The sequence below is a fragment of the Fictibacillus gelatini DSM 15865 genome, assembly GCF_000430745.1.
Lineage (GTDB): Bacteria > Bacillota > Bacilli > Bacillales > Fictibacillaceae > Fictibacillus_A > Fictibacillus_A gelatini.
In genome coordinates, this window is the sequence record NZ_KE387232.1 from 74,987 (window position 1) to 96,353 (window position 21,367).

The following is a 21,367-nucleotide window of genomic DNA, read 5'->3' on the forward strand; positions in this document are numbered from 1 at the left end:
TGAAATCTAGTGTCAAATTGAAACTATGTAACGAGGGGAAACAATGAAATTATTGAAAATCCTGGGCTTGTACGATTTGATGAAATACAAAGCCTTAGTATACTTTTTAGTTCACCGTGAAGTTAAAGTACGCTATAAAAATTCCGTACTCGGTTTTTTCTGGACATTAATTGAGCCGCTCGGGTACATGATTGTATATTCGATTGTCTTTAAAAAGATTCTAAATGTTAGCAGAGGACTAGACCATTATGAGTTGTTCCTTCTTTCTGGATTAATTCCGTGGATGTTTTTCTCAAGGTCGATCACAAGGGGCATCCGCTCGATTCGCTCGAATGCCAAACTAATTAAGAAAATCTACTTCCCAAGGCACATTTTCCCGTTGGTCATCGTCTTGTCGGAGTTTGTTTCCTTTATTCCGGCCTTTGTTTTAGTTATCCTTTATGGCATCATTTTAGGTGTCCCTTTTGACTGGCTGCATGTGTTGATCTTGCCAGTTGTCATGATTTTATACATTGTCATTGCGTATGGATTTGCATTAATTTTATCGATTTTAAACGTCTATTTCCGGGACATTGAATTAATGTCGACAATCCTGTTGCGGGCCGGACAATATTTAGTGCCGATCATTTATCCGATTTCGCGCTTTATGAAAAATCCGGATTTAGCCCATTATTTACCTTATTATTTGATCAATCCGTTAGCCGTTATTATTAATTCATTCCATACGGTTTTCGCGATTTACAAATCCGAAGCGATATCTTACTGGTACTACCTTTACGTCTTTATTTTTGCCGTTGTATTGCTGTTTGTCGGCATGGCGATCTTTAGAAAGCTTGACCGAAAAGTAGGAGAAGTGGTGTAAATGAGTATTATTGAAGTCAATCACGTATCAAAAAAGTTTAGCAAACCATATGAAAAGACGTTAAAGGGCCAACTCATTTCGATGTTAAAAAGGGAAAAAGTCCATAACCAGTTTGATGCTCTGAAAGACGTCACCTTTGATGTCAAAGAGTCTGAAGGCTTTGCAATTATCGGTCATAACGGTGCCGGCAAGAGTACGCTTTTTAAAATTTTATCGGGCATCATTCACCCTGACAGCGGGGAAATTAAAGTGAAAGGCTCTGTAGCGCCGCTCATCGAACTGAGCGCCGGTCTGCATCCGGATTTAAGCGGCCTTGAAAACATCAATTTGAATTGTGCCATTCTTGGCATCGAAAAAGAAAAAATCGATGAAATTACGCCGAAGATCATTGAGTTTTCCGAGCTGGAGGATTTTATTAACGTTCCTGTAAAATATTATTCTTCAGGAATGAAAGCACGACTCGGTTTTTCGATTGCCGTTCATAACGATGCCGACATTTTATTAATTGACGAAGTGTTGTCTGTCGGCGATAAAGAGTTCAAAAAGAAATGCAACGAAAAAATGCTTGAGATGAAAAAAGAAGGAAAAACGATCGTCATCGTCTCACATAGCTTAAAGTCACTGAAAAAACTTTGCGACCGGGCGATGATTTTGAAAAAAGGACAAGTTGTCGATATCGGCGACTTTGACAAAATGGTCGAATTGTACGAAACAAAAGTATCGAAAAAGAAACCAGCGAAGCAGGGCTAACGCTCTCCTTCGCTTTTTTTAATTACTTGTTCAAAAAGGAGGACAAACAGGGCCAAGAAGTTCGAGGAAGCGAAGTCTTCGAGCACCGGAGCGACGAGCAATGCAACCTGTTTCACTCCGAGTTGCACCGAGGAAGCAAGCTTCGGAGCAATGCTAGTAGACACAGGTGCATATGTCCTGTTAATACGTGAGGAGCGTAGAAGCAAGCTGACGAAGAAATTCGCCGGCAATGTTTCCCGGACTTTTTGAACATCCTCTTTATTGACTTTTTTTCGAACATGAGGATATAATAAATCAGATTGTAAAGCTTATATGAAGCTACTTTTATTTTTTTGTAATTTTCTCGTTTACATTTTGTTGTGAAGTGGAATGTATAAGAGAAGTTGCAGCATTCATTTCTAAAAAATTTATCTGCTCAAACTAGTTTGCTAGATAAAGGAGCACTAACTCATGAATAAGATTGAAACACCGATACAAAAAGTGGTCATTATGCTTGTTGACCTTGGCCTTTTGACTGCTTCTTATTTCAGCGCTTTTTATTTACGAAGCGAATATTTGGATGACCGTAACTGGGAATCCTATTTCCACGTCTTACCATGGATTTTATTGACCGGATTATTTTTCTTTTCGGTTTATGAACTTAACTTATATTCCCGCAAAACGATCTGGGATTTATACAGAAGCATTTTTATTTCAACAACATTTATCATGTTCTTTGCGATGGCGGCATCGTTCTTGTTCCGCGCCTTTGCGTTGCCTCGTTCGGTCATTTTGCTGTCGTACATTTTATCGATCGTATTTCTCATTACATGGAAAATCGTCATGTTTAAACTTGTGGTCCGATCAAAACAAGGCACGATTCTGCTTGTTTCGAAAGACATGGCCAGCGACCTCGGGATGATCAATAATGAACTTCCAACGATCAAAGGCATGAATATCGTTACCGTTGACCCTGAGTTGCCGCTTGAAAAAATTTACGCAGCCGTTCCGCAGGCCGACTCCATTATTATCGGCGCCAACTGTTCAGAAAAAACAAAGACTAAAATTATTTATCACGCGGTTGAAAATGACAAAATTGTTTATGTCGTCCCATCCCTATATGATTTGTTAGTATCGAAATCGGCGATTACTTCGCTTGATGATACGCTTGTGATGGGCGTAAAGCCGTTCGGCCTTTCGTGGGATCAACTTGTATTGAAACGGTTGTTTGACATTGTCGTTTCCGCTGTATTGCTTATTTTCTTGTCGCCATTGTTCATTATTAGCGCCATCGCGATCAAAATTGAGGATCCAAAAGGAAGCATCTTTTACAAGCAAGAGCGAATCGGGCGTTACAATAAAGCGTTTTACATTTATAAGTTCCGCTCCATGGTAGAAAATGCGGAGAAGATGACCGGACCTGTGTTAGCAACGGAAAATGACGACCGCATTACGAAAGTCGGGAAATTTTTGCGTTTGACGCGAATTGACGAACTGCCGCAATTAATCAATGTCCTATCTGGCAGCATGTCGATCGTCGGGCCGCGCCCGGAACGCGACTTTTTCATTAAGCAATTTACGAAAAACAATAAGTCGTATCAATACCGAAACACTGTAAAGCCAGGGATTACCGGCTACGCGCAAATCAACGGCAAATATACGACCGATGTAGAAAACAAACTCCGGTTTGACCTTTACTATATTCGAAATTATTCCTTCTGGATGGATATCGTCATCTTAATGAAAACGATCAATGTTGTGTTAGATAAATCAAAAGCGGAAGGAAGCGCAGAGAAGCCTGCGGCAAAGAAAGACAGCATGACCATCCATTCATAATTCAATGCTATGAAACTGCAAAGCTGCCAGTATACAAAACTGGCAGCTTTTATTACTTTGTTTCGGTTGATTTTTACGTTTTTTGACAGTATAATAGCTTGTGATTCTTCAATATGTTAAACAAATTGGTATTCAAATAGAAAGACTATTGAATCACCTCTTTAAAAAGGAGGAAGATCATAAATGGAACAATCAAGAGCGAATCGACATAAGAAAAAACGTTCAAATTGGCGTAAAATCATCTCATCCATCCTTGTCATTTTGCTTCTTTCAGCAGGCGGATACGGATTTTATATCTATCATTCCATCAAAGGCGCAGCCAATGAAATGCACTCGACAAAGTATTGGAGCGGTTCAAAACTGCGGACAGGCCCGCTTGATCTTGAAAGCGGCCAGCCCATTTCCATCTTGATTATGGGAGTTGACGAACGGGCCCATGATGTTGGGCGCTCAGATACGCTCGTCATGGTCACGGTCAATCCGAAAGATGAATCGATCAAAATGACAAGCATTCCGCGTGATACACGGACTGAAATCGTCGGGCACGGAACCATTGATAAAATCAACCATTCCTATGCGTTTGGCGGACCAAAAATGACGATTCAAACTGTTGAACACTTCTTAAATGTTCCTGTCGACTTTTATGTAAAAGTCAACATGAAGGCCTTTAAGAAAATTATTGATGCACTTGGCGGCATTACCGTTCAAAATAAGTTTACCTTTACGACGCACAAATATACGTTTAAACAAGGTGAATTGACATTAAACGGCGATCAGGCACTTGACTGGGCCCGTATGAGAAAGAAAGACCCTCGTGGTGATCTCGGCCGTAACGAGCGCCAGCGCCAGGTCATTCAGAAGGTCATCAATGAAGGGGCCAAACCTTCGACGTTGACAAAACTTGATGACATTATTAACGTTCTCGGCAAAAATATCGAAACGAACATGACGTTTGACGAAATGAAGACGATTCAGGCTAACTATATGGGAGCGAGAAAACATATTCAATCCGTAGAGATTGGCGGCTCTCCGCAAACGATTAACGGCATTTCTTATTATGTCGTTCCCGAGCAAGAGCGTCTCGCTGTCTCCAACGAATTGAAGAAGCATTTAGGACTTAATCAATAAGACGGGATTTTTCCCGTCTTATTTTTTTTAACAAAGGAAATGTCGAACCGATGTATAAATAGTATAAGGGAATTTTATTAAGGGGGATTGGTTAGATGAAAAAATTACGGCTTATTGTCATTGTATTTGTTGTAATGTTTGCTTTTCTTGTTGAGGCGGGAATAGGCCAGGCAAAAGTGACAAAAATAAAAAAGACATTATACATATCGGTTTCCGGCGGGAACATTAGAACAGGCCCTGGGACGAAATATAAAAGGATTGAAACATTGAAATTCGGTACGAAATTAAACGCCTATGAACAGACGACGGGAACTGACCATAAAACATGGTATCATGTGACTTACGGCAAAAATAAATCCGGATGGGCTTCTTCGATTATCGTTACGATGAAAAACCCTGTAAAGCGCGTTTTAATTAGCGCTCCTCTCATTTCCCAAATGCCTGAGCTACCCAGAGGCTGTGAAGTGACGAGTCTTGCGATGATGCTGCAACATGCCGGAAAGAAAGTTAGTAAAATGACGCTTGCGAAAAAAGTAAAAAAAGATCCGACACCGTATCGTGTAAAAAACGGGAAGACGTATTTCGGCAATCCGAACACAGGCTTTGTCGGCAATATGTATACGTTTAGTAAACCCGGATACGGCGTTTATCACGGACCTGTGTTCCAATTGGCAAGGACGTATTTAGGCAACAGGGCGGTAGACTTAAGCGGGAAAGATTTTTCTACTGTCATTCAATATCTCGATCAAAAAACGCCGGTCTGGGTTATTGCGAACACGCATTTTGCCCGTCTTTCCCCTTCCTACTTCAAAACGTGGTACACACCGACCGGCAAAATTAAAATTACGATGAAAGAACATTCCGTCCTCGTTACCGGCTATGACAACAACTATATTTATTTCAATGATCCGTTGGCCAATGTAAAAAACCGTAAAGCGGCAAAACGCAATTTCATTGCCGCATGGGAGCAAATGGGGAAACAAGCGATCAGCTATAAAAAGTGAGAAGAATGAATAGAAAAAGGCTTCATTCACTTGAATGAAGCCCTCTTTTTCATCTTTAATTTTTCATTAGAGTTGGAGTAAACATCGTTGATTTCAAACCTACACGTGAGCGGAATTTGTCTCCCTTCAGTTCAACCATTGATTGGTCTCCGGTTACCCGCAATTTAACGGCGTGTCCCCCGCTAGTCTGAATGACTTTAATATCAATCACTTCATTTCCGACTTCAGGGAATTTTTTCGCAAGATCAGCAAAGGACATTTCTTTCGTCCAGCCTTTTACCGTGTCATCCGATTTGTCATATGGATCTTCAACGCCGCGCAAATACGGGACGGCAGAAGACCAGACAAGTTCCGAATCTAACGTATGCCCGCCGGCAGAAGATGAGAAGTACGCCGTGATCAGCGTATTTCCGTAATAAATGACTTCCCCTTTCGTCGCTTGCACGAATTGATTCACATTGGCAGCTTCAACATTGACGCCTGCATAAACCTGGGATCGTTCATCGTTGTACATATCAAATTTACTTGCAGGTGATTTGATATTCGCCACCGCATAGTTTCTTGCAGCCAGAATTTGCGCTTTAATGGACTCAATCGGCCATTTCGGCGAAATTTCCCACGGAACGACACCTTGTATGTAATCTTCTACATTCAAACGGTTCACAACATCCATTTTTCCGCTTGAAGACATCGAGATTTCTAACGTTCCCCGATATTTATGACGATCGTAATATAATAATTGCCCCTTTTCAGAAACAACTTTAAAGGATCCATCTATCGTTTTCGTATTGTTCCCGTTCGTTAAGCTGAATTTCCCTTTTTGAACCGTAATCGTTGTCGCAGTCGCTTTAGCCGGTGTAAATAACACATTGCCGTTCATATCCTGGATGGTGTAATTGCCTAATCCCTGGACATCGGCTTTGCTTAAACCGAGAGATAGCGCTATCCGTACATCTTTTTTCGATGTATCGATCGTTTTAAACGTTATCCCTGTGTAATAATGGGACAAAATTTGATGGTAATTAAACCCTTCCTCCGCCATGCCTTTAGCTCCCCATTGGGTCATCCCGACACCATGCCCCCAGCCTTTTCCGGTAAATAAATACCCTTTATATGCGGGGCTATTTTGCGCCTTGTCGTGTAGCCTCGTTAATGTTTTCGGTTCGGCCACGCCGGTTTCTTTATAGTTTATTGATTTTTGGAATGCTTTTACCGCTTTATCCGTGCTCTCGCCAAACGTATTATCGATGTCAACGCGGTATCCGGCCTTATTCAAATTCACTTGCAGCTTTCTGACATCCAGGCCATTCATTCCTAAGCGTAATGTCCGGTTGAATCCTTCAGGGTATGTGACCGGTACCTCAGGCTTCGGCTCATCTGGTTTTGCCGGCGGATCCGTCTCGTCCTTTACTTTTTCTACATACTTGCCGGAAACGTAACCGTAAGAATCCTTATGCTTGATCTTCAGCCAGCCGTTCTTCTCTTCCCCGGTCACCTCAACAATTGATCCTTTCTTTAAGGAAGTAAGAATTTTCCCATTGGTGTTTGGCTGCGTTCTTACATTTAAGCCATCAGTCGTTGTTTTTCCTTTATAAAGAACTTTTGAAGCTTCCGGTTCAGGCTTATCTGGAAGTTTTTCTTCTATTTTTTTTACATACTTCCCTGATACATAAGCGTATGTACTTTTATACTTTATTTTCAGCCAGCCGTTACTTTGCGCACTGACGACTTCAACCGTCGTTCCTTTTTTAAGCGTTCCAAGCAACTTCCCTTTTGTGCTCGCGGATGACCTTACGTTTAAATTTTCCGTTGTTGTCCCTTTATAAAGAACTTTTAATGCCGCTGGCTTTGCCACAGCCGCTGTCGATTTTTTCACATATTTCCCGGACACATAGGCAACACCCGACTTATAGTTGATTTTTAGCCAACCGCCGCTGGCTGTTCCGACAACATCGACTGTCGATCCTTTCTTTAATAAGGCAAGAACTTTCCCTTTCGTACTAGGTGAAGTTCTCACATTCAAATTGGCCGTTGTCTTTCCTTTGTACAACACTTTCAAGCTGCCTGCCGCAAATGCGTTCGATGTTGAAAACAGCATAAAAATGACAAGCAGCGCAGCACTCACTCTACTAAGCTTCTTCATCTCCGCCCTCCCAATTGTATAAGATTCATAACTTCTACTTTTTATATCGGCAGGTTCCGGAAAATTTCTTCTATTTCCGACAACTATTGTCTATTTTAATAGAAAACAGGACTTATTTCCTAGTAATTTTACATAAAATTACTTGATCGGTTTCCTATTTCCTGTTGTTTATTTTTCTAGAAAATTAAATTTTTACAGAATTACACCAATTATTTTTAGGAAATCTCATCCAGAGACGGTTGATTATGATATAATCTTCCTATATGTTCCCTATTAATTTTTAGGGACTTTTGGCCGATATTTTCTATAGGAATAGTCAAAGAGTAACAGATTAGCAAACTAGTTTACGATACAAGAGGAGAAAAATATTATGCTAGGAATGGTAAAAAAAGTCATTCAAGAATACTCCCCTGACATTAAACGATTAAAGAAACAAGTGGAGCGCATTAATGAACTTGAACCTCAAATTTCCGCTTTATCTGATGATGAGCTCAAGGGAAAAACGATCGAATTTAAAGAGAAACTAGAACGGGGCAAGTCGCTTGATGACATAAAAATAGAAGCATTCGCCGTCGTTCGGGAGGCGGCGAAACGCGTTCTCGGCCAGCGCCACTATGATGTGCAGCTGCTCGGGGGGCTCGTCCTTCATGAAGGCTCAATCGCCGAAATGCAAACAGGTGAAGGAAAAACATTGGTCGCTTCCCTTTCAAGCTACTTACATGCCCTTAAAGGTAAAGGCGTTCATGTCATTACCGTCAACGAATATCTGGCCCGTCGCGATTATGAAACGATCGGAAGAATTCACCGGTTTTTAGGATTGTCGGTTGGCTTAAATTTAGCAGAATTGTCAATGGAATCGAAGCAAGAGGCTTACAAGGCTGATATTACATACGGAACGGGGAATGAATTCGGGTTTGATTACTTGCGTGACCATATGGTGCTGGATCCTTCTGAAAAAGTCCAACGGCCGCTTTATTATGCGATTATTGATGAAATTGACAGCATCCTGATTGATGAAGCCAGGACGCCGCTTATTATCGCCAATAAGTCGCACCTTTGTGCAGACCTTTTTTACATTACAAACCAGGTCGTTTCAGGATTGAAAAAAGATGTGCATTATGAAGTGGTTGTTGACTCGAAGCAACTTTTTTTAACGGAAAAAGGAACCGAAGTCGTCGAGAAAATGTTTGGTATTTCAAACCTATTTGATGCTCAGCACCAGCTTTTGTACCATTTTATTTTGCAATCATTACGCGCCCATACGGTAATGAAACGGGATGTTGACTACATTATTAAAGATGGCGAAGTGCTCTTGGTCGATTCATTCACCGGCAGGGTCATGGAAGGTCGCAGTTATTCTGAAGGGCTTCAGCAAGCGATTGAAGCAAAAGAAGGGCTCGAAATTAAGGATGAAAACGAAACTCAGGCGACCATCACCATTCAAAATTATTTCCGGCTTTATTCTTTGCTTGCCGGGATGACCGGTACAGCGTCCACCGAAAAAGCGGAATTTCAGCATACATACGGGCTACATGTGATCGAGGTGCCGACAAACAAGCCGAAACAGCGGATCGATCTTCCCGATGTCGTTTTTGCAACGCTTGAAGACAAATATAAACGGATCGTGGCTGACATTCGAAAGTACCATGAAACCGGACGCCCGATCCTTGTCGGAACGACGTCGATCGAACAGTCGGAATATTTATCCGGGCTTTTAACAAAGGAAAAGCTCCCGCATCTTTTATTGAATGCCAAAAGCGAAGAACAGGAAGCTCGAATCATCTCTTTAGCCGGGCAAAAAGGAAGTATTATGATCGCAACGAACATGGCCGGCCGCGGTACTGATATTTTGCTCGGTGAAGGTGTCGCAGAGCTCGGCGGCTTGCACATCATCGGAACGGAACGCCACGAAAGCAGGAGAATCGACAATCAGCTTCGCGGACGTGCCGGACGCCAGGGGGACCCGGGCTCTTCCCAATTTATTTTGTCGCTAGAAGATGAACTGTTTACGAAATTTGATAAAGACGAAATGGACCGCTGGAAGAAGAAGGTGGTGACGAACGAGGAAGGGGAAGTCATTCAGCCTGATCCGCTCAAGTTTGTGAATAAAATCCAGCTGGCGATTGAAGGCATCTTTTTCTCGGCCCGCGAACATTTGTTAAAAATCGATGATGTATCTGACCAGCAGCGGAAAGTTGTCTACGCCCTCCGCAACCGTCTGCTTGAGGAAACGGCTGTTTTATCGGTCGCAAGCAGTAGTGTCAAAGAGCATGCTGAGCATTTAATTGAAACGTTCTGTTTAAAAGATACGGCATGTGAAGATTGGGACATGGGCGGTTTCACTGCAAAATTGGCCGACATTTTTCCTGAGCAACCGATTCAACTTGCCAATTTTAAAGGATTGGAGTATGAAGATGTCGAAGTTAAAGTAGATGAACTTTTGGCGAAACGGAAAGAATGCCTCGATTCGTTCACCGAGGAAGAAAAACAGGCGATCGAGAAAGAAATGAAAATTTTAATGTTGCGCGCCTTAGATGAACTATGGCTGCAGCATTTAGACCGGATTAACTTTGTAAAAGAAGGGATTCATTTAAACAGCTACGCTCAAGAAGACCCGTACCGGATGTATGAACGGGATGCGTTTGAATTATTTAAAGAAATGCAAAGAGAATGGCACGAACAGCTTGCCATTCAGCTTGCACATCGGATAAAAGTAGTGCGGGCAGGAACGGAGGGATAAGATGCTTTCATTATTTAAAAAAAATAAAAATGTGGAAGAAAAGGATGCTTCTGTTGAGGCTGAAAATTTTGTCGAACGCGAGGCAACCAGGCAGGAAACACCCGGAGATGAACAAGAGGTGGAAACATATCTTGATTTTCATCCGGATTGGGACGTTTCCAACCAGGAACGATACGTTTACGGCTTTCACCATGCCCAATTGCCAAAATTAAAGCCCAATCAAGTGTCCATCTCGGGTATTGACATTGTCCAGGACAATGAATTTTTTATCGTCAATGCGTTTATTCGGAATACGGTCGAGAAGCCGATCCGGTTTGAAGAAGTAGTCCTATTGTTGCTTGATAGAGAAGGAAAAATTGCCGCCCGAAAAACATTTGACCTTGAAATTTTAGGAGAGATTCCCCCTAATGCTTGCAGGCCATGGACTTTCCTTTTTTCAGAAGAAGATGTAGTAGCGGAATCGTTTCCTATTGACAATTGGACGTTAGCTTTTGAACTAAGACAAAAGGAACCGTCCGGGCATTCGCTCATGTTGGATGAAGCATGGGAAAACAACTTAAATGACGTGCAAAAAACGAGATTGCGAGAATTGGTAAACAATCTCCCGCCACTTGCCTCCGGTGAAATTAATTTTATGGGAATTGAAGCAAGAATGAGCGATACGGACGAATTGCATGTCACTCTCTTGATCCGAAACGGCAGCGAAAAAGATATTCACATTGAGCAAATCCCGCTTTTCGTCGAAGATGCAAGTGGACAAGTTGTCGCAAAAGGCGGCTTCCAATTGAATCACTTTGAGGTAAAAGCCAACACAAGTAAACCGTGGACGTTCATCTTCCCGGAATCGTTATTGGAGACGAAGGAAATCGATCTTTCCAGATGGAGAGTCTTTTTGCCGGAACATCAGCAAGCTTAAAAAACGCCCTTCAAAGGGTGTTTTTTATTATGCTATTCAATCGATTCATCCAAAAATAAATCATACTCCCTCCATCTTTTCGTTCCCGAATGTGGCAAGTTCATTGAAGTTAATAGTTTGTAGGCAATAGAGCTAGAAGGAAGCTGTAAAAAATTCCTGAATTGCTCATTCGTGATGGAGGATTGAAAGAGAAGAAAATAGTCGTTTAAAGCATTTTTATGGGCATCTCTTGAGGAAAAAGAGCAAGTTGTGCAAACCCATTTTCCCCACTTTCTTTCCATCGAGAGTTTTTTGCATTTAGGACAATGAACGCCCATTAGAAGATCGGATCTATTAATTTGAAATCGCTGAAGTACATCGAAATTTTTGGGGACATGCCAGGTTAAAAGAAGGTTACATAATTTGCGGATATCCTTTTTGGAGAATTTTTCTTCTTTGTGGGACTCTTTATACTCGTAGATTTTCTCAAGCAGTTTTGTGCTCCGAATGACACTTTGCAGCGGTAACTGGTGATGGAGGGATGTTTTAATAATCGTGTTTGAATTCGCCATAACAACAAGGGGCTCGATCGGTATTGCGGGGAAATGTTTGTTTTTCAGCCATTCCGTAAATTTGAACGTTTGATAGTTGACCTGCTGAATCGGATCTGAAAACACTTCTTCCATCCCATTGTTTGTACGAATAAGTTGTTGGAAGGCCGGATCGAAAATCAGGGTGCCTGAAATATTTTTCACTTCGATGATGAGAATAAAAGATGTGGACAGAATTAATGTATCGATTTGAAAGAAGTATGCCCCATCTGAAAGTCGGAGATCATGGAAAATGAAGTATTCTTGATCGGGAAGGGATCTTAAATAATAGTCCAGCGACTGCTCTCCTTTAAAACCCGCCAAACTTTTTGCTAACTCTTCTTCCACTTCACTGTATTTTGGATGCGAATGATGCAACCGCCTCAATAAAGCTTCCAACTTTCTAATTTTTAGCGGTATTTTCCGATCTTTTACAATCAATAATGACACTCCCTTTCTTGATTTTTAGATTAATTTCTGCGCACGAACCACAATTCCTGCTATCAGATGTAATTTCTCCCTCAATGTGGGCAACTCTATCCGCCAATTCGGGTGCTCTATCCGCCAATTCGGGTGCTCTATCCGCCAATTCGGGTGCTCTATCCGCCAATTCGGGTGCTCTATCCGCCAATTCGGGTGCTCTATCCGCCAATTCGGGTGCTCTATCCGCCAATTCGGGTGCTCTATCCGCCAATTCGGGTGCTCTATCCGCCAATTCAAAAGCGCCCTCTTAAGGGGCGCTTTTGACAAATGCTAATCGGCTTGGCTTGCTTTCGTTGTGGAGCCGGTCGACAGCGGTGATCGCATACATATAACGCTTGCCGGGTTCCTCCGTTGTATCAACATAGGACTGCTTGCTGTCACCATTTTTTCGGACGGTTGCGATAATATGTTTCGGGTTCGTAAAATTGAAATCCTCTCCTTCGAACCGGTAAATGACATAATAGGCGGCATCACTTTTCTTTTGATCTTTCCACAAAAGCTTGACCCCTTCATCACTTCTTTTAGCTTTCATTAAGGTCGGCCGCTTCGGCGGAGCGTCGTCCAGCCACGGCATTGTCGGAACTAATGCAGGGTATGGATACACATCGTTCGCCAGGCGGTCTTTAATGCCGAGCGGATTGCGGTCCAAATCTTTAAAGCTGAAGTGCATGCTTCCCTGGATTTGCGGAAACAGCCTGTTGTACTTCAGCTGGTTCGGAAGTTCATCGGGATTGTTCCAGGCGGGATCCGAATTGTTCGCAATCTTGTAATCGGCCTGTCCAATATACAAATGAATGTTCCTGCCGTCCACTTCTTTCGTCCACCAATCAATCAACTTCTCATAAGCGGCCGGTTTAAATCCGAATGCCCAATAAATTTGCGGCGTGATATAATCAATCCAGCCTTGCTGAATCCACGTTCTCGTATCGGCAAATAAATCATCGTAGTTCGTTTGGCCAGCAGTCGTGTCCGATCCAGTCGGGTCCACCGCTTGATTCCGCCAGACGCCGAATGGGCTGATGCCGAATTTCACATAGTTTTTTTCCTGCTTGATTTTGGCTGAAAGCGTTTTAATGAGGTGATTCACATTGTCCCTTCGCCAGTCGTCTTTGTTCGCAAACTTGCCCATTCCGTATTTCTCGTATGTTTCTTGATCGGGGAAATCCTGTCCTGCAACGCGGTACGGGTAAAAATAATCATCCATATGCACCGCATCAATGTCATACCGTTTTACCACTTCCATGACGCCATCGATGATAAAATCTTCCGCTTCTGGAATACCGGGATTATAATACAGCTGACCGCCGTAGCTGACGACCCAATCACGGTGTTTTCGCGCCGGATGGTCGGCCGATAAATTATCGATCGTCAGCCCTTTTTCTAACGTAATGCGGTACGGATTAAACCAGGCGTGGAATTCTAGGTTACGTTTATGGGCCTCTTCCACCATAAACGCAAGAGGGTCATAGCCCGGGTCTTTTCCTTGCACACCGGTTAAATATTTGGACCATGGGCCGTAGTTGGACGGGTAAAAGCTATCGGCCGTCGGTTTGATTTGAACGACGACCGCATTCATTCCCATCGCTTTTGCTTTATCAAGCATTCCCGTATACTCCGCTTTTTGCTGCTGAATAGGAAGGCCAGGTTTTGACGGCCAATCGATGTTCGCTACCGTCGCGATCCAAACGGCGCGCAATTCCCGTTTGACATAAGGGGAGTCCCCACCATTTTTCGCCTTCGCCATCGTTCCGGGAAACATAACGCAACCGAAAAAACTTAAAACAAACAACCATTTTCCTGCTCGCCATGCCGACTTCACATGATCTCCTCCCAATCTATTGATCATTCATTTCTTGCATAGCCAAATAAAAAGCTCCTTTTGCCGACGAAACGTCCTCTGTGACGAAGCGTGCACGTTGAATTTTTTGCTTCACCGATGAAGTAAACGAATCTTGAAAGTACGGAATCGATTGAAGAATCCCCCCTTTCAACGCAATCTGAACATTTTGAGAAAAACCTAGCCTTTTATAAAGAGAGCCCGTTAGTTTAGCTAACTCTTCCCCTGCCTGATTCAAAATGGATAGTGCCTGTCCATCTCCGTCATTGGCTAGATTCACAATACACGGGACTAGTGCAGCCATCTCATCCTTTGTCGACGAGTAAACGAATCTTTTAATCTCTTTTACTTGTTTTAGCTGCAATTCTTTCAATAATGCTCTGCTGAGAGAGCCTGGCGGCAAACCGGCATCCGATTCGATGGCCATTTGTTTCAACGCTTGAAGCGAGATCCAATAGCCGCTCCCTTCATCGCCGAGCAAATGCCCCCATCCTCCTGTATAGTCATAGCGGGATCGATATTTTCCGATGCAAATGGAACCTGTTCCTGCAATCGTTAATATTCCTTCATTTCCTTTTAATAAGGCGGCATGCGCAATGACCGCATCATTGACAATTTTCACTTTCGCCCGGAACTCGCCGGTAAGTTTTATTGTTAACGGTTCCGGATCCGCGCTTTCGATTCCAGCAAGGCCTAAGTAAATACAGAGGCATTTTCCCGGCTCAAGTCCTTGCTGCGATTGGCGAATCGCTTCTATAATATGAGCGGTTGCCTCCCGATAGTCGATTAATACGTTGCCGAAACCACTTATTCCTCTTCCTGCCTCTTCTCCATTTAAGCGAAAAGCGACGGCTTCTGTTTTCGTTCCGCCGCCATCCACGCCGATCATATAGTCCAACCGTCCCTCACCCGCTTTCACTTCTTTAACGTAAATCGAAAAGCATCCCACGGCCCTAGAACATCGAGCAAAAAAAGTTCTTCGTCTTTGATGCGGCCGACGACGTTCGTTTTCCCCGAGTTTTTCATCTCTTTTAAGGCGATTTGCAGTTCCCCTTTGTACTGGCCGTACAATTCGTTCTCGATTAAAAGGTCGCCACGGCGAATGTCCGGCGTATACGTTGGCGGGAAGGATTCGCTTTTATATTTCACGCGGCTTTGTGTTGAACGAACAAGATAGTCTGAGACGTCCCCACGGTAAACATGAGGTTCTTCCAGCACGATTTTTTTCTCTAACTCGGTGATCGACTCATGCAAATGGACGGAAAATGTGAGCACATCACGGTCAACTTCCGCAAGCAGCCGCAATTCTTCCTCCGAAGCATAGGCGTTGGCAATGATCACATCATCGATGACGCCTGTTTGAAAAAGGTGTTTCGCCTGAACATGAATCGGCAGCCCGCGGTGCATCTCAAGGGTGCACAATCCTTCTGTTACCGGCCACGGCCCGAAAGTGGCATCGTTTGAATGGATGAATGCTGCCGTTTTCAGACCCGCACTTTTAAACTGCCTGCTACATTTAAGAAAATGTTCATAAGAGAGCCCGGTATAGCGGTGCGGGTAAAAATTATGCGAGCCAATTAACCGCTCTTTATTCGGCTGATGGCTTAAAATGTTGTCAATGTATTTCGTTCCGTTCGACATATTCAGTTCGATTTTCAAACCATACGGATTATAGGTCATCATCGCTTCCTCTCTTCCGGAAAACCCGAGGTCAAGCCGAATGCCGGACGCCCCCAGTTCATGAAAAAACGAGAGATCGCTATAGGAAATTCCGAGACGGTCAAACACCCGGGGGGAAATATCGACAATCGTTTCCATTCCTAAATCGCTGGCAAACGAGATCGTTTCCTTGAAGTCTTTGATGATCTTCCCGGCATCGCCTTCAACCGACAAAAGACAGGTGAAGATGCGCTTGAATCCGTACTGGTGGGCGAGCCCGATATATTCCTTATCTTTTTCAACCGTCGAATGTTCCGGGTAAATGGAAATGCCAAGCTGTTTCATTCTTCATCGCTCCTTTATGACGCTTTACGCTTCTTTATCTTCTTTTAGTTTTTTGATGATCCGGATCATGTGCTCGATTAATTTCTGTTCGGAAATCGCCGTCATTAAATGGTCCTGGGCATGAATAAGCAAGAGCGATTTTTCAATTTTAGAGCCATTCAATTCTTCCTGGATCAATTTCGTCTGTGTTTTATGGGCGATGAGCATTTCTTGCTGAACTTCTTTCATCAACTCTTCCGCTTTTTCGAAATCGTAATTTTCAGCGGCTGTTAATGCTTCATAGGCCAATGAACGGGCATTGCCGCCATGGGCGATCATTTGAAAAATCTCATTTTCAAAGGTTGGGTTCATCTCCTCCAATTTCCTCCTCTACTAGTCGATTGTCATCTATTCTGTACTTTTGCCCTGGAGGGAACGTAATGTTTCCTAAAATGACCGGCTCTCTTGCGCCTGTAGCATTTGGGACATTGCCCGGGTTTTGGGACAGCGTCTCATTGGCCAAAAGGGTGAAGGCAACCGCTTCTTTCGCTTCCGATGAAAATCCGAAGTCTTCTTGAATGCCAACAGAGCATTCATCTTTCAGTAGTTCTTTAATCATTGAAACGAGCGTCAGGTTATAGCTTCCTCCCCCTCCGATGATCACTTCATTGGCTTTGACTTTCGGGAAAATGAATGCCCGGTAATTTTCAGCAATTGACGTTGCCGTAAAAAACGTCACCGTTGCGAGCACATCATGCTTTGATACATGGCTAAATTTACGCAGCAGATCCGCCGTAAATTCCTTGCCAAACATTTCCCGTCCTGTCGTCTTCGGCGGTTTTTTAGCAATAAATGGATGGCTCATGCACTCGTTGAGCAATTGTTTATGGATAGCCCCTTGTGCGGCAAGCTTTCCTTCTTTATCAAATGGTACGTTAAACAATCGCCTGCACACTTCATCAATGATCATATTTCCCGGCCCCGTATCGAACGCATAAACGTCATCAAGAGACGCATTCATAGGCAAAACCGTACAATTTCCAATACCGCCGATATTTTGCAAAACACGATTTTTCTCCTGGCTACGGTATAAAACGTACTCTGTATACGGGACTAATGGGGCTCCCTGGCCGCCGGCCGCCATATCCATCGTCCGAAAATTGGAAACGACGAGCGTGTTCGTTTCATAGCTGATCACCGCTGGCTCGCCGATTTGCAACGTAGACCGAACGAAAGCTCCTTCATCATGCGGCTGATGGTAGATCGTTTGCCCGTGTGACCCGATAAAATCAAGTCTTTCAATGGGCAACTTATTTTTCTTGCAAATTTTTTTCACGGCGTCGGCAAATAGGTGCCCGAGCTTAAAATTCAAGCTGCAAATGAGCTGAGCATTCGACCGGTCTGCCGATAGGCTGCTTTCGATCTCTTTTTTAATTTCTTTGGAAAAAGGAATTGTCAAAAAGTCTATTAAGTTTACGTTTGTAGCGATGCCACTATTCTCGATTTCAACTAACGCCGCGTCGATGCCGTCAAGAGACGTTCCGGACATCAATCCAACCGCGAACATTACGCAAGCGCCGCCTCGTTAAAAAATTGCGGCAAATGCTCTTTATGGGCTTCAAGCAGTTCATCAAGGACTGCTTTGGCGACCTGGTCGCCCGGGACGAGCGGGTTAATCGTCATCGCAAGCAAGGCTTTCTCGTATGCTCCTGTAACCGCTGCTTCGGCCGCTACCCTCTCAAACGATTTCATTTGTTGGATGAGCCCGTTCACTTCAACAGGAAGTTCTCCGACTGCGATCGGCTTTGGTCCATCCTTTGTGACGACACAATTGACTTCAACTGCGGATTCATTTGGGATGCCGGCAATAGCCCCGTTATTTCGCACATTCAAGGTTTGAATGTCGCGCTTATCATTGTAAATGGAAGAAATTAAACGGCAAGCAGCATCGCTATAATAGGCGCCCCCGCGCTTTTCAAGTTGCGGTGGTTTAACCTTTAAATTCGGATCGCGGTAGAGCTCGAACAGCTCTTCCTCCAGGCGTTTTACCACTTCCGCCCGCGTCGTGCCGGATTGAAAGGATTCAAGTTCTTCCTCAAGAATTTCTTTCGTCTTGTAATAATAACGATGATAAGGGCAGAGAAGCATGCCGATCGATTTCAAGAAATCCGGCTGCCACGGAATCGGAGCGATGTTCTTCATCGTCAATTGCTTCCCGGGATCCGTCAGCATATCGATGACCCGGTTCGTCACGACTTCTCCGTCCAAATAGACGTTTAATCCGTAAACGAGGTGATTCAAACCGGCAAAATCAATGTGAACCCGGCTTTCCTCGACCCCGAGCAATTTCGCGATTGATATTTTTGTATGAATTGGCAAGTTGCAGACGCCGACAACTTTTTTATGCTGGCTGTAGCGAAGCAAGGCCTCTGTTACCATGCCCGCCGGGTTTGTGAAATTAATAAGCCACGCATTCGGACACAGTTCTTGCATATCTTCTGCGATGTCAAGTAGGACCGGGATCGTCCTCAACCCTTTAAACAGGCCGCCTGCACCAACCGTTTCCTGCCCGATCACCCCGTGCGAGAGTGGAATTCTCTCGTCTTTAATCCTCGCCTCAAGCAATCCGACGCGCATCTGAGTCGTGACAAAATCCGCATCCTTCAGAGCTTCCCTGCGATCCAATGTTAAATGGATGCTGATCGGAACCTTCGCCTTTTTTACCATTCGCTGCGCCAAACAACCGACGATTTCCAATTTCTCTTTTCCCGCTTCAATATCGACGAGCCACAACTCACGAACGGGCAATTCATCATACCGCTTAATGAACCCTTCGATCAGCTCGGGCGTATAACTCGATCCTCCGCCGATCGTAACAATCTTCACTCCTTTATTGCCCATGTTAAACACTCCTGATCTTAAATTTTCGTTAAATAGATTAATAGGTAAGATAATGCCGAACATCCGGCCAACGAGAACAGAAAGCATTTCAAAAGGGGCTTCCTTTCTTTAAAAATGGCATCGATATACGTAAGAACGATCGTCAACGCCATACTTGCCGAAATGCTCGTGCTGATAAAAAGGCTGATGTCTTTCCGAATCCCGAGCGCTGTAAGAACCGGGACAAAGACAATATTTGATCCGCAAACGATCAATAAAAACGTAAAAATGCCTTTAAGGCTGAACCTCCGCAATCTTCCTTCGCTATCCATATGCAATCACCTCAAAAGGAAAAGTGAGAAGCGCGCGAAAAACGACTCTCACTTTTATTTGGAATTCCTGTCCCTCTGTTCGCTTACATCGATAAAGTAGTGCCGCTATCAGCCTGCTCGCTTTGTTCCATCTTCGCCATCTTATGGTCATATATTTTGAAAAATGGGAAGTAGATGACAAAGGAAATGGCGATATTGATGACGACAAGGACGACAGCTCTCCAGTCGCCGCCAGTCGCCAAATAAGCACCAATCGGAGCCGGCAAAGTCCATGGCGGCATAATATACGTCGCAGATACTAACCCGGTTGTCGTTGCGACATACGAAAGAATCGTCGTGACAATCGGCGTAATGACGAACGGAATGATCAATAGCGGATTCAATACGATTGGCGCCCCAAATACGATGGGCTCATTAATATTGAATATCCCTGGAATGACCCCCGTCCTTCCCACCGCTTTTAAATATTTGGAACGGGAAAAGAAAATCATCGCAAGAACGAGACCTAAAGTCGCCCCGGAACCGCCGATCCAGATGAACCATTGGAAAAACGTTTCTGGAGCCGTATACGGCAAGTTTTGCGAACCAGTCGCCGCCACTTCCGCGTTTTTCGCAAGGTACACTTCCCATAACGGCCGCGCTACCGGACCGACAACGGAATCTCCGTGAATCCCAAACGACCAGAAGAAAACGATGAGAATAACCGGTACGAGAACGCCAAAAATGCTGTCCCCTGCTTTAACAAAAGGACTGACAACTTGTTCAACGACATGATGCAAATCGACGCCGAATACGACGGTTACAAGTGACATTAATAAAATGACGATGGCGACAGGAATGAGTGCTTCAAACGAACGCGACACCGATGACGGCACTTGTTCGGGCATTTTTATTGTAATTCGCTTCGTCTTGCAAAATCGCAATATTTCAACGGAAACGATCGAAACGAGCATCGCAACAAACAATCCGTGCCCTCCCAGATTCGTCATTGGCAGCATAAATTGTCCTTTGACGAGTTGCGGGGTAATGGTGAGTAAAAGCGCGGCTACCGATAATTGGCCGCCTGAAAGCGGGTCTAATTTATAGCTTTTTGCCAGGTTATAGCCTAAACCGAAAGAAATGTATAAGGTCATAATAAACATCGTCAGGCGGTAAGGAATTAAAATTTCAAAAATATGCTTTTTCGCCCATAGAGCGAGTGCCCAGTCTTTCGGAACCGGCGGGAAGGCCAATATCAAAAAGAAGCTTCCAACAATGATGAACGGCAGCGCGGAAATGACGCCATCGCGAATCGCTCTTAAATGGCGCTGCTCCGAAATTTTTGCCATTGGCCCGGACAATTTCTTTTCTAAAAAATCGACAAAACTCATGTAAACCCCCCCGTTACATTTAACGTTTACTTACATGTTTAAAAGTTCTTTCAACTTTTGTAGCAATAGCGGCCCTCCTAAAGGTGTATATGCTTGCGGTGGAATCGGACCACACGGGATGGAAGCTTCATCCGCAATTTTCTTTACCGAATCCAACCGGTGCCTTACTTGAGGGGCAACCATAATAGCATCCCAGCCATTGTCAACTTCGTTTTCCAATTCACCCGTACCGGTCGCAAGCACTTCCATTTCCATCCCTTGCTTTTCGGCTTCTTTTTTTAAAGCGCTTACAACAATTGCACTTGACATGCCTCCTGAGCACACAAATAAAACTTTCATCATTTATCGTTCCTCCCCATTTTATCTATCTTCAACATCCGTTTAGTCTATTGGCGAATCCCGATCACCCCCAATAAAGATTGGAAAAATTCAAACATTTACCTCTATTATACAATGATGAAATTTAATTTCAATACAATTTTATAATACTTCAAAATTTTATTTCAATCATTGTAAATCGACATTTCCAAAGGATAGCTTTCGACATACTCTGGA

The 21,367-nt window shown here is 43.7% G+C and carries 20 protein-coding genes; 7 read left to right on the forward strand and 13 right to left on the reverse strand.

Going from position 1 to position 21,367, the window contains the following annotated elements; genetic code table 11:
• Nucleotides 1–43 precede the first annotated feature (43 nt).
• Both H538_RS0120780 and H538_RS0120785 read left to right on the forward strand, forming a co-directional pair.
• Entirely contained in the window at nucleotides 44–862 is an 819-nt protein-coding gene (locus tag H538_RS0120780) for an ABC transporter permease (RefSeq protein WP_035351828.1), read from the forward strand.
• Nucleotides 863–1,612, forward strand: coding sequence for an ABC transporter ATP-binding protein (locus H538_RS0120785; RefSeq protein ID WP_026679213.1), 750 nt, complete (start codon nucleotides 863–865; stop codon nucleotides 1,610–1,612).
• Here the strand turns inward: H538_RS0120785 and H538_RS26325 are convergent.
• On the reverse strand, nucleotides 1,609–1,776 hold the full coding sequence (locus tag H538_RS26325; RefSeq protein WP_154658053.1) for a hypothetical protein: 168 nt from the start codon (nucleotides 1,774–1,776) through the stop codon (nucleotides 1,609–1,611). The two genes, H538_RS0120785 and H538_RS26325, sit on opposite strands and share 4 nt — an antisense overlap.
• Nucleotides 1,777–2,062: 286 nt before the next feature.
• Here H538_RS26325 and H538_RS0120795 point away from each other — a divergent pair, with 286 nt between their 5' ends.
• From H538_RS0120795 to H538_RS24690, 3 genes are all read left to right on the forward strand, one after another.
• Complete coding sequence (locus H538_RS0120795; RefSeq protein ID WP_026679214.1) at nucleotides 2,063–3,427, forward strand: sugar transferase; 1,365 nt, start codon at nucleotides 2,063–2,065, stop codon at nucleotides 3,425–3,427.
• A gap of 183 nt (nucleotides 3,428–3,610) precedes the next feature.
• Nucleotides 3,611–4,555 carry an LCP family glycopolymer transferase gene (locus H538_RS0120800; RefSeq protein ID WP_026679215.1) on the forward strand — a complete coding sequence of 315 codons (945 nt, stop codon included), beginning with the start codon at nucleotides 3,611–3,613 and terminating at the stop codon, nucleotides 4,553–4,555.
• A 95-nt stretch (nucleotides 4,556–4,650) separates the two neighbouring features.
• Nucleotides 4,651–5,559, forward strand: coding sequence for a C39 family peptidase (locus tag H538_RS24690; RefSeq protein WP_051291602.1), 909 nt, complete (start codon nucleotides 4,651–4,653; stop codon nucleotides 5,557–5,559).
• Between the two features lie 55 nt (nucleotides 5,560–5,614).
• Here H538_RS24690 and H538_RS25245 read toward each other — a convergent pair whose 3' ends face one another.
• Complete coding sequence (locus tag H538_RS25245; protein ID WP_026679216.1) at nucleotides 5,615–7,702, reverse strand: SpoIID/LytB domain-containing protein; 2,088 nt, start codon at nucleotides 7,700–7,702, stop codon at nucleotides 5,615–5,617.
• A gap of 370 nt (nucleotides 7,703–8,072) precedes the next feature.
• Between H538_RS25245 and secA2 the strand changes: the two genes are divergently transcribed.
• Together secA2 and H538_RS0120820 are read left to right on the forward strand one after the other, a co-directional pair.
• Nucleotides 8,073–10,442 (forward strand): accessory Sec system translocase SecA2, encoded by a 2,370-nt coding sequence (secA2, locus tag H538_RS0120815; RefSeq protein ID WP_026679217.1) that lies wholly within the window; start codon nucleotides 8,073–8,075, stop codon nucleotides 10,440–10,442.
• Nucleotide 10,443: 1 nt separating this feature from the next.
• Nucleotides 10,444–11,358, forward strand: coding sequence for an accessory Sec system S-layer assembly protein (locus H538_RS0120820; protein WP_026679218.1), 915 nt, complete (start codon nucleotides 10,444–10,446; stop codon nucleotides 11,356–11,358).
• A 32-nt stretch (nucleotides 11,359–11,390) separates the two neighbouring features.
• Here the strand turns inward: H538_RS0120820 and H538_RS0120825 are convergent, their stop codons facing one another.
• The 11 genes from H538_RS0120825 to H538_RS0120875 form a co-directional block, all read right to left on the reverse strand.
• Nucleotides 11,391–12,368 (reverse strand): nuclease-related domain-containing protein, encoded by a 978-nt coding sequence (locus H538_RS0120825; RefSeq protein WP_026679219.1) that lies wholly within the window; start codon nucleotides 12,366–12,368, stop codon nucleotides 11,391–11,393.
• Complete coding sequence (locus H538_RS0120830) at nucleotides 12,331–12,642, reverse strand: hypothetical protein (RefSeq protein WP_026679220.1); 312 nt, start codon at nucleotides 12,640–12,642, stop codon at nucleotides 12,331–12,333. Before H538_RS0120830 ends, H538_RS0120825 begins: the two co-directional genes overlap by 38 nt.
• 15 nt (nucleotides 12,643–12,657) lie before the next feature.
• Nucleotides 12,658–14,169 (reverse strand): glycoside hydrolase family 10-like protein, encoded by a 1,512-nt coding sequence (locus H538_RS0120835; RefSeq protein WP_051291609.1) that lies wholly within the window; start codon nucleotides 14,167–14,169, stop codon nucleotides 12,658–12,660.
• 76 nt (nucleotides 14,170–14,245) lie between these two features.
• Nucleotides 14,246–15,136: a BadF/BadG/BcrA/BcrD ATPase family protein gene (locus tag H538_RS0120840; RefSeq protein WP_035351856.1), complete on the reverse strand. Its 891-nt coding sequence runs from the start codon at nucleotides 15,134–15,136 to the stop codon at nucleotides 14,246–14,248.
• 26 nt (nucleotides 15,137–15,162) lie between these two features.
• On the reverse strand, nucleotides 15,163–16,251 hold the full coding sequence (locus tag H538_RS0120845) for a DUF871 domain-containing protein (protein ID WP_026679223.1): 1,089 nt from the start codon (nucleotides 16,249–16,251) through the stop codon (nucleotides 15,163–15,165).
• Nucleotides 16,252–16,275: 24 nt separating this feature from the next.
• Nucleotides 16,276–16,602 (reverse strand): PTS lactose/cellobiose transporter subunit IIA, encoded by a 327-nt coding sequence (locus H538_RS0120850; RefSeq protein ID WP_026679224.1) that lies wholly within the window; start codon nucleotides 16,600–16,602, stop codon nucleotides 16,276–16,278.
• Nucleotides 16,586–17,797, reverse strand: a complete 1,212-nt coding sequence (gene anmK / locus H538_RS24700) for an anhydro-N-acetylmuramic acid kinase AnmK (RefSeq protein WP_051291603.1) — start codon at nucleotides 17,795–17,797, stop codon at nucleotides 16,586–16,588. The genes H538_RS0120850 and anmK overlap by 17 nt, the downstream gene beginning before the upstream one ends.
• On the reverse strand, nucleotides 17,797–19,131 hold the full coding sequence (locus H538_RS0120860) for a 6-phospho-beta-glucosidase (protein WP_026679225.1): 1,335 nt from the start codon (nucleotides 19,129–19,131) through the stop codon (nucleotides 17,797–17,799). The genes anmK and H538_RS0120860 overlap by 1 nt, the downstream gene beginning before the upstream one ends.
• Before the next feature lie 17 nt (nucleotides 19,132–19,148).
• Entirely contained in the window at nucleotides 19,149–19,442 is a 294-nt protein-coding gene (locus H538_RS0120865) for a hypothetical protein (RefSeq protein ID WP_051291604.1), read from the reverse strand.
• An 83-nt stretch (nucleotides 19,443–19,525) separates the two neighbouring features.
• Complete coding sequence (locus tag H538_RS0120870) at nucleotides 19,526–20,812, reverse strand: PTS sugar transporter subunit IIC (RefSeq protein ID WP_026679227.1); 1,287 nt, start codon at nucleotides 20,810–20,812, stop codon at nucleotides 19,526–19,528.
• Between the two features lie 30 nt (nucleotides 20,813–20,842).
• Nucleotides 20,843–21,151: a PTS sugar transporter subunit IIB gene (locus tag H538_RS0120875; RefSeq protein WP_026679228.1), complete on the reverse strand. Its 309-nt coding sequence runs from the start codon at nucleotides 21,149–21,151 to the stop codon at nucleotides 20,843–20,845.
• Nucleotides 21,152–21,367 lie beyond the last annotated feature (216 nt).

What these genes read in the sequence shown, in the direction of transcription:
- H538_RS24690 (WP_051291602.1), top strand. Translation starts at nt 4,651, where the DNA reads ATGAAAAAATTACGGCTTATTGTCATTGTATTTGTTGTAATGTTTGCT.
- H538_RS0120850 (WP_026679224.1), bottom strand. Translation starts at nt 16,602, where the DNA reads ATGAACCCAACCTTTGAAAATGAGATTTTTCAAATGATCGCCCATGGC.
- H538_RS0120795 (WP_026679214.1), top strand. Translation starts at nt 2,063, where the DNA reads ATGAATAAGATTGAAACACCGATACAAAAAGTGGTCATTATGCTTGTT.
- H538_RS0120820 (WP_026679218.1), top strand. Translation starts at nt 10,444, where the DNA reads ATGCTTTCATTATTTAAAAAAAATAAAAATGTGGAAGAAAAGGATGCT.
- H538_RS0120840 (WP_035351856.1), bottom strand. Translation starts at nt 15,136, where the DNA reads ATGATCGGCGTGGATGGCGGCGGAACGAAAACAGAAGCCGTCGCTTTT.
- H538_RS0120875 (WP_026679228.1), bottom strand. Translation starts at nt 21,151, where the DNA reads ATGAAAGTTTTATTTGTGTGCTCAGGAGGCATGTCAAGTGCAATTGTT.
- H538_RS0120780 (WP_035351828.1), top strand. Translation starts at nt 44, where the DNA reads ATGAAATTATTGAAAATCCTGGGCTTGTACGATTTGATGAAATACAAA.
- H538_RS0120835 (WP_051291609.1), bottom strand. Translation starts at nt 14,169, where the DNA reads ATGTTTCCCGGAACGATGGCGAAGGCGAAAAATGGTGGGGACTCCCCT.
- H538_RS0120870 (WP_026679227.1), bottom strand. Translation starts at nt 20,812, where the DNA reads ATGAGTTTTGTCGATTTTTTAGAAAAGAAATTGTCCGGGCCAATGGCA.
- H538_RS0120785 (WP_026679213.1), top strand. Translation starts at nt 863, where the DNA reads ATGAGTATTATTGAAGTCAATCACGTATCAAAAAAGTTTAGCAAACCA.
- anmK (WP_051291603.1), bottom strand. Translation starts at nt 17,797, where the DNA reads ATGTTCGCGGTTGGATTGATGTCCGGAACGTCTCTTGACGGCATCGAC.
- H538_RS0120800 (WP_026679215.1), top strand. Translation starts at nt 3,611, where the DNA reads ATGGAACAATCAAGAGCGAATCGACATAAGAAAAAACGTTCAAATTGG.
- secA2 (WP_026679217.1), top strand. Translation starts at nt 8,073, where the DNA reads ATGCTAGGAATGGTAAAAAAAGTCATTCAAGAATACTCCCCTGACATT.
- H538_RS25245 (WP_026679216.1), bottom strand. Translation starts at nt 7,702, where the DNA reads ATGAAGAAGCTTAGTAGAGTGAGTGCTGCGCTGCTTGTCATTTTTATG.
- H538_RS0120845 (WP_026679223.1), bottom strand. Translation starts at nt 16,251, where the DNA reads ATGAAACAGCTTGGCATTTCCATTTACCCGGAACATTCGACGGTTGAA.
- H538_RS0120860 (WP_026679225.1), bottom strand. Translation starts at nt 19,131, where the DNA reads ATGGGCAATAAAGGAGTGAAGATTGTTACGATCGGCGGAGGATCGAGT.
- H538_RS0120865 (WP_051291604.1), bottom strand. Translation starts at nt 19,442, where the DNA reads ATGGATAGCGAAGGAAGATTGCGGAGGTTCAGCCTTAAAGGCATTTTT.